Below are 7,079 nucleotides of genomic sequence, written 5' to 3'. Positions count from 1 at the left end.
CCCGAATTCGATGGATGATCTTCCTGCTCGATCATCTACCCCACCAAGATCATTTCCACGCCGGGAGTGATACCCCCCTATAGGGAGCCATGTTGTTGCTCGAGGGAGGTGACGAAGTCGTCTAGTTGCCGTTCAGTGATCCGGCGCAGCCGTCCAATTTTGACGCTGCGAAGGCGCCCCGTCCGGATCAACTCGTAGATCTTGTCGCGACCGATCTGTAGGAGATCGGCAACCTGCTCCACCGTATACGCCCGCACATAGGACTCTTTGTTTGCTGCAGATTCCTCGAGCTCCATTGTTTCGCCTCCATGAGAAGGGGTGCTCACACAACTTGAACTGACCCGGATTCGACAGTTGTCGCTGTTCCGTCAAGGCTTTGTGGCGCCAAGGCTGTTGCAATGGATGCCTTCGCGGACTACTGAGTATTCAGGTGAAGCACCAGCCGGAGTCGCAAGTGCCGTCATTGTGGTCGAAGGGGAGGACGTCGGTTTCGGGGGTGCCGTCGGCGAGGGGTGCGTTGTGGCGGGTGAGATAGACGGGGTCTTTGCCGAGGGCGGCGCGGCGATTGTTGATGGTTTTTTCGAGTTGACATGCCTTGGTGAAGAGTTCGGGCTCGTCGCGGCGCATGTCTTGCCAGGTGGTGAGGCGGTGGAATGGGCAGAACCAGCAGGCGGATTTGGGTGGGACGGGTAGGCCGGCGGAGCGGATGATGCGGGGGAGTCGGTGCGGCGGATCCCGGAGGTCGAGGAGGGGGTAGGACGATGCGTTCGTGGGGTTTCGTGGCGGCGGGCGTTGGCGCGGTGGATTTCGTCGACGCTGATGCCGATGCCGATGGTGCGGGGTTGGTGCGGGAGGCGCCGTGGGCTTTGAGCCAGCGGCCGATGACGCGGATCTTGAAGTCGGCGGTGCAGCTGCGAGTGCCCGGCGCTCCGTTCGACATCCGGACCGGGATGGGGATGGAGCGGGATCCTTCGCGCATCAGGCGGCCGTAGAGAGTTTCGGTGGTGCCGTCGCGGCGGATTCGCGTGAGGGTGCGCAGATCGATTCCGTTGGCTTGGGCGTAGGGGGTGGCGTGGTCGCGGACGTAGGCGAGGGTGGCGGGGTGCTCGGAGTCGTCGCCGACGTTGGCGAACAGGAAGGTGCAGAAGTCGATGTCACCGCGTGCGGCGAGGACGAGGGCGGCGGTGGATTGCCAGCCGCCGCCGTAGCTGAAGGTGCGGAGCGGGCCGCAAGGCGGTGAGGTCTTGCGGGGACGCTGGGGGCGGTTGTTGCAGGGCATGTCGAAGCCTCCGGTTAGAGAGAGCGTGGGCGGGGTCCGGGTCGGGTGGCGCCGATGTATTGGCGTTCGCGCGTGGGGTCACCCGCCCAAGTGGCGATGCGGACGATGTCGCCGGTTTGGGGTGCGTGGATCATGCGGCCGTTGCCGAGGTTGATGCCGACGTGGTGGACGGTGGCGGGGTTGCCGGGGTTGGTGGCGAAGAAGACGAGGTCGCCGGGTCGGAGAGCGTGGCGAGGGATGTGGGTTCCGGCGTGGTACTGGGCGGCGGCGACGCGGGGTAGGCGGATTCCGGCTTGGGCCCAGGCGTATTGGGCGAGGCCGGAGCAGTCGAAGCCTTTGGTGCCGGAGCCGTGGGCAGTGCCGTAGGTAGGCCCGGAAGGTCCGCCGCCTCCCCAGGAGTAGGGGGTGCCGAGCCATCGCAGGGCAGCGCGGACGGCGGTGGCGCCGCGTCCGGTGGGGGTGGTGTCGGCGTAGCGGTCGGCTTGGTCGAGGACTTTGCGGACGTACCAATCGGCGTGGTTGTAGTGCCAGATAGCGCGGCGTAGGTGTCGTCCGCCTTTGCCGGCGTTGTTGTGGCAGAGGTAGTTGGCGGCGCCGTGGATGGCGTCGGCGGGGTTGTAGCGGTCGCGGCGGCCGTCGTGGTCGCCGTCGGCGCCGTAGGCGGCCCAGGTGGCGGCGAGGAACTGCATGGGTCCGCCGGCTCCGGCGTGGTTCTGGCCGGTGTGGACGCCGGGGAGGGCAGAGCGGCCGTGGTCGCTTTCGACTTTCCCGATGGCCGCGAGGACGTTCCAGCCCAGGCCGGGGCACGTGGCGGCAGCATCCAGGTACCAGCGCAGGTAGGCCGGAGGGATGTCGTTGCGAGCGAGCGCGGTGGGCGCACCGGTCGAGGACATGCTGTCGGCGGCGTTGTGTCCGGTGAGGAGCAGGACGAGGCCGAGCGGCAGGACGAACGCGGCGATGCCGACGGCTATGGCTTTCATCGGGCCGCCGGGGTGAGCGTGGGCGGGTTAGTCGGCTGATTGGGCGCCGGTGCGGGCGCGTTGTTGGGCGCGGTGTCCGGCGCCTTGGGTGTTGGTGTCATCGGCGGTGTCCCCGGGTTGGTGGTGGGGCTGCCGCAGCACCTGTCGGACCGCTTCCCAGGAGTAGCGGAAGTCCTTGCCGGTTTTGAGCGCGGGGATCTGCCCGGCATGGGCCATCCGGCGGACGGTCTGGGGCGACAGGCCGAGTTTGGCGGCGAGTTCGGCGGTGGTGAGCACGTCGGGGTCGCGGCCGGGCTTCTCGGTCATCGCAGTCGCTCCTGGGTCGGGGTCATCGTCGCCTCTCAGTGTGACGGACGTGGTGCTGCGCTAGCAGGTTTGCAGGTTGAAGTTTGTGTTTGGCGTTGGTTGCGCTCCAGAAGTCTGTCACATACAGTGACCGCTCGACAACCCAAAGCAATGGATTGGGGGTGTGCGGCTTTGAGACTTCGGAGTTTCGATGCGGGCCGTCTGCGGGTGGGTGAGCTGCTGGACGTGGTGGTGGCCGGTGCGCACGGCGGTGCCGGGACCTCGACGCTGGCGGCGTTGCTGCCCGCGGCGTGGGACGTGGGCGTCGTCCGGGCCACGCCGGATGCGGACCGGTGTCCGGTGCAGGCGAAGGGACGTCCGGTGGTGCTGGCGGTCCGCAACACGGCGGCCGCTGCGCGCAGCGCGACGGCGGCGGTCGGGGTGCTGCGGCAGGGCGGCGAAGGCATCGCGGCGCTGGCGATCGTCAGCGACGGCGGTCCGGAATCGCGGGATGCGGCGGCGCGGTTCGCGCTGCTGGGGTGGCAGGTCGGCGGGGTCGTGCGGGTTCCGTACGTGCGGGCGTTGCGGCTGGTCGATGACCCGGCCGAGGTCGTGCTGCCCGGTAAGGCGCGGGCGGCGGTGGACGGGCTGCGTGGTCTGGTGGCCGGTGGTGGGCGGGGGTGGCGCGGGTGACGACGCCGACCGATCCCCCGCCGCCGCTTGAGGTTCCCGATCCGCCTCCGGCGCCGCCGCCGGGGCTGGACGCCAAGATCCAGGAGCTGTTGGCCTGGGGCAAGTGGGGCGTGATGATCTGCGGTTTGGCAGGGCTGTTCATCTGCGGCGGTCAGATGGCCATCGGCCGCAAGAACCGGTCCTCGTTCGCCGCCGACGGCGCGACCGGGGTGCCGTGGGTGCTCGGCGGCCTCAGTCTCGTCGCGGCGGCGGCGCCGATCGTCACGGTGTTCTTCACATGAGGCCGCCAATGTCGCGACGGGTTCTGGTGGTCGTGGCCGGGACGCTCGTCGGCGGTGCGCTCGTCCTCGGTGCCGTGCAGTTCCACGGACCATTCCGCCACACCCGCCGGACAGCATGCGGTTCATCCTGAGCCGCAGGCGGGGTTGGTGAGCGCGCCACCTGTCTCGTTCGCGGGCATGGTGTGGCGCGATTACCAAGGTGTGCTCTTGCCCTACGCCGCCGACGGGCCACGTGAGTCCGGTGGTGGGCTGGCATTCGGGTTCGCGCGGACGCCGCATGGGGCGCTGCTGGCAGCGGTGCACATCGTGGTCCGGGCGCACGCGTTGTGGGGGCCGAGGGTGTTCGAGCCCACGATCCGTAACCAGGTGATCGGGCCGGACGTGCCGACACTGCTGGAGTCCACGCAAGCCTCGTACGAGAGCCGCCGCGGCGACCGTCCCTTCGGGGCGGCGTTGGGGCGGGCGTACGTGGTGCTGGAGGGGTTCCGGTGGCTGGGCTACTCGCCCCGGTCGGCCAGCCTGGACCTGGTTTCAGCAGGTCCGGGGGACAGTGACGTGACGGTCCGGGCGGCGACCCGGGTGCAGTTGCGGTGGGAGAACGGCGACTGGCGTGTGCTGGCTCCGCCCGGCGGAAGTTGGGGCGGGTCTGCGGTGTCGGTTCCGTCCGCTGACGGCTACGTCCGCTTTCCGCAGGCGGGTGGTGGGTGATGGCGCCGTCGGATCCGTGCTCGCCGGTGCTGGAGCCGGCGTGTGTCCAGCCGGTCGACGATGACGATCCTTGGCTGGGGCCGCCGTTCCCCGATCTGGCCGCTTCGGTCGGCGGCGACATGCTGCAGGCCACGGCCGACGGGTTCGAATCGGCCGTCGGGTGGCTGATCACCAACACCGCCTCCTGGTGGGTCGATATGCCCTCGCCGAACCTGGAGAAGGAACCGGCGATCGGGTTCCTGCAGACCCTGATCCAGCCGCTGACGGTGTTCGTCGCGCTGGCCGCGCTGCTGGTCGTCGCGGGGAAGATGGCGCTGACCCGCAAGGCCGCACCCTTGGTCGGTGCAGGGCAGGGCGTGGTCGTCCTGGTCACGGTGACGGTGATCGGCACACTGCTGCCCCATCAGCTGCTGCAGCTGGGGGACCTGTGGTCGGACTGGGCGCTGACCTCGTCCGACGACGACTTCGCCGCGCGAATGGCCCGCATCGTGGCGCTCCCGACCGGGGTGCCCGCGGCGCTGACGATCCTGCTGTGCATGGTCGCGCTGTTCATCGGCATCGTCCAGGCACTCCTGCTGCTGTTCCGCGGCGCCGCACTGGTCGTCCTGGCGGGGGTGCTGCCGCTGGCCGCCGCCGGGGTGATCACCACCGCGACCCGCCCGTGGTTCGGCAAGATCGCCGGCTGGATGCTCGCGCTCATCTTCTACAAGCCCGCCGCCGCGGCCGTGTACGCGACCGCGTTCACGTTCATCGGCCAAGGCGAGGAACTGCACACCGTCCTGATGGGCTACACGATGATGCTGATCAGCCTCATCGCGTTCCCTGTGCTGTTGAAGTTCTTCTCCTGGACCACCGGCGGAACCGAGTCCACCAGTGGCGGCGGTGTGCTGAGCGCGGTGATGGGCGGGGCGACCGCCCTGGGGGCATTGCGCGCCTATGGCGGCGGGAGCGGCTCCGGGAGTGGAGGGTCGGGGTCTGCGGGCGAGCACGCGAACTACCTGGAGCAGCAGCTCGGCGAGCATCGGGAGGGGGCGCAGGAGGGCAAGCAGCCGCCGGTCGCCCCGGACCGGACGGCCCCGCGCGAGCCGAGGACCGATGGGGAGCAGGTGCAATCGCCCGGGACGCCGTCCGAAAGCCGACCTCATGACGACACCGTGACCGGGGCACCGGGTCAGACGCCGGGTGACGGAGCGCAGGGCGGCGGCTGGGCCGCAAAGAACGGGGACGCCCACAACGACGAGCCGGTCGGTCCGACCGCCGTCCGGACGGCCGACAAGGAGCGGCATCGCGGCGAGGACATGATCCGGTGGCTGGGCAACCCCAGCGGATCCGGCGACGACGGTGGTCCCAGTGGAGCCGCCGGTGAAGGGGGCGGCGGCAATGGGTGAGGTCCGCACGTACGGGGGCTGGCGGCGCCGACACGGCATCGGGCTGATGGGCATGGACACCACCGCCACCCTTATCGTGCTCGGTTGCGCGATGGTGGTGGTCCTGGTCGCGGCCGTCGCACCAAGGACGCTGGTATTCCTGCTGCCACCGGCGGCGATCGCGGCCGGGCTCGGCTTCGTCCGCATCGGCGGGATTCCGCTCGCCCGGGTATTGCTCGCGCGGATCCGGTGGCGGTGGGCGGTCCTGCGCGGCCGCAACCGGTACCGGGCGGGTGTCGTCATCGATCATCCACGGGCGTTCCAGCTGCCGGGGGTGCTGGCGCCGCTGACGCTGCTGAGCGTCGAAGACGGCTACGGGGGCCGGTACGGGGTCGTGTGGGATCGCCGCACCGGGCTGCTGACCGCGACGCTGCGGGTGGTGCCGACCTCGACGTGGCTGGCGGATCGGTCCGACGCCGACACCTGGGTGTCCTCCTGGGGCGGCTGGCTCGCCGCCCTCGGGCACATGCCCGCCATCCGGTGGGTGACCGTGACGGTGGAGACCGCACCCGAGCCCGGCTCCACCCTCGCCGACGCGGTCGGACGCGCTGTCGTGCCGTCCGCGCCCGAGCCCGCGCGGCGCATCATGGACCAGCTCGTGCAGGCCGCGCCGTCGGCCGCCGCCGACGTCGACACACGCGTGTCGATCACCTTCGCCCCCAAAGCATCGACGGCCCGTCCGCGTGACTTGTTCGAGGCCGTAGCCGAGCTGGGGCGCACGCTGGACGGGCTGGCCTCCCGGCTCGGCAACTGCGGGGTCTCCGTTGTCGGGCGCGCCACCGCCGCCGAGATCGCCGGGGCCATCAGGACCGGATTCGACCCACACGCGCGCGGCGAAGTCAACCGACTCCTCGCCCACCCCGGCTCCGACGACATCCTCTCCTGGGGTGAGGCCGGCCCGGTCACCGCAACCGAGCACACCGACCACTACGAACACGACGGCGGAACCTCGGTGAGCTGGGCATGGCACGAACCCCCACGCCAAAACGTCCGCTCCGACGTACTCGCGCGGCTCGTCGCTCCGGGGCCGTTCCCCAAGCGGGTGACACTGCTGTACCGGGCGCTGCCAGCCGCGGCGGCCAGCAGGGTGCTGCAGCAGGAAGTGAACGCGGCGGCGTTCCGCGCACAGTTCCGGCGCCGCACCGGACGCGACGAAACCGCCCGCGACAGCTGGGACGCCGCCCGCGCCCGCCAGGCCGCCGCCGAGGAAGCCATGGGCGCCGGGGTGTGCCTGGTGTCGATGTACGCCACCGTCACCGTCACCGCCCCCGACGAACTCGCCCGCGCGATCTCGCACGTGGAAACGGCGGCCGACTCGGCCAAGATCCGGCTGCGCCGCATGTGGGGCAGCCAGGCCACCGGATTCGCCACCACGCTGCCGTGCGGCATCTGCCCGCCCGAAGTGTCCCGCCGACTCATTCACTGA

General features: G+C 70.2%; 10 protein-coding genes. 6 read left to right on the top strand and 4 right to left on the bottom strand.

The genetic code is table 11. The features are described 5' to 3' along the window. Positions 1-77: 77 nt before the first annotated feature. Positions 78-296 (bottom strand): helix-turn-helix domain-containing protein, encoded by a 219-nt coding sequence (locus BJF79_RS14335; protein ID WP_075897818.1) that lies wholly within the window; start codon positions 294-296, stop codon positions 78-80. A 130-nt stretch (positions 297-426) separates the two neighbouring features. After that, a complete protein-coding gene (locus BJF79_RS59815; RefSeq protein WP_262401995.1) occupies positions 427-627 on the bottom strand; it encodes a hypothetical protein in 201 nt (66 codons plus the stop codon). A gap of 173 nt (positions 628-800) precedes the next feature. Between BJF79_RS59815 and BJF79_RS59810 the strand changes: the two genes are divergently transcribed. After that, a complete protein-coding gene (locus BJF79_RS59810) occupies positions 801-992 on the top strand; it encodes a hypothetical protein (protein ID WP_262401994.1) in 192 nt (63 codons plus the stop codon). Between the two features lie 301 nt (positions 993-1,293). Here BJF79_RS59810 and BJF79_RS14325 read toward each other — a convergent pair whose 3' ends face one another. Together BJF79_RS14325 and BJF79_RS14320 are read right to left on the bottom strand one after the other, a co-directional pair. Next, positions 1,294-2,259: a C40 family peptidase gene (locus BJF79_RS14325; protein WP_075897816.1), complete on the bottom strand. Its 966-nt coding sequence runs from the start codon at positions 2,257-2,259 to the stop codon at positions 1,294-1,296. Positions 2,260-2,286: 27 nt separating this feature from the next. After that, positions 2,287-2,565 (bottom strand): helix-turn-helix domain-containing protein, encoded by a 279-nt coding sequence (locus BJF79_RS14320; protein WP_075897814.1) that lies wholly within the window; start codon positions 2,563-2,565, stop codon positions 2,287-2,289. Between the two features lie 207 nt (positions 2,566-2,772). Here BJF79_RS14320 and BJF79_RS14315 point away from each other — a divergent pair, with 207 nt between their 5' ends. The 5 genes from BJF79_RS14315 to BJF79_RS14295 all read left to right on the top strand — a co-directional run bounded on the left by BJF79_RS14315 (position 2,773) and on the right by BJF79_RS14295 (position 7,079). Next, a complete protein-coding gene (locus BJF79_RS14315) occupies positions 2,773-3,237 on the top strand; it encodes a hypothetical protein (protein ID WP_083733432.1) in 465 nt (154 codons plus the stop codon). Continuing rightward, a complete protein-coding gene (locus tag BJF79_RS14310; RefSeq protein WP_262401993.1) occupies positions 3,234-3,518 on the top strand; it encodes a hypothetical protein in 285 nt (94 codons plus the stop codon). Before BJF79_RS14315 ends, BJF79_RS14310 begins: the two co-directional genes overlap by 4 nt. Positions 3,519-3,665: 147 nt before the next feature. Continuing rightward, on the top strand, positions 3,666-4,226 hold the full coding sequence (locus BJF79_RS14305) for a hypothetical protein (protein WP_158079175.1): 561 nt from the start codon (positions 3,666-3,668) through the stop codon (positions 4,224-4,226). 119 nt (positions 4,227-4,345) lie between these two features. Beyond that, complete coding sequence (locus BJF79_RS14300) at positions 4,346-5,614, top strand: hypothetical protein (protein ID WP_158079174.1); 1,269 nt, start codon at positions 4,346-4,348, stop codon at positions 5,612-5,614. After that, the gene (locus BJF79_RS14295) at positions 5,607-7,079 is read left to right on the top strand and encodes an SCO6880 family protein (protein WP_075897824.1); all 1,473 of its coding nucleotides are present in this window, start codon (positions 5,607-5,609) and stop codon (positions 7,077-7,079) included. Before BJF79_RS14300 ends, BJF79_RS14295 begins: the two co-directional genes overlap by 8 nt.

Origin of the sequence: Actinomadura sp. CNU-125 (assembly GCF_001942465.1) — a bacterium.
In the GTDB taxonomy this organism is placed as follows: domain Bacteria; phylum Actinomycetota; class Actinomycetes; order Streptosporangiales; family Streptosporangiaceae; genus Spirillospora.
The sequence above is the reverse complement of the archived record's forward strand: the minus strand, read 5'-3'. Positions and strand labels throughout refer to the sequence as shown.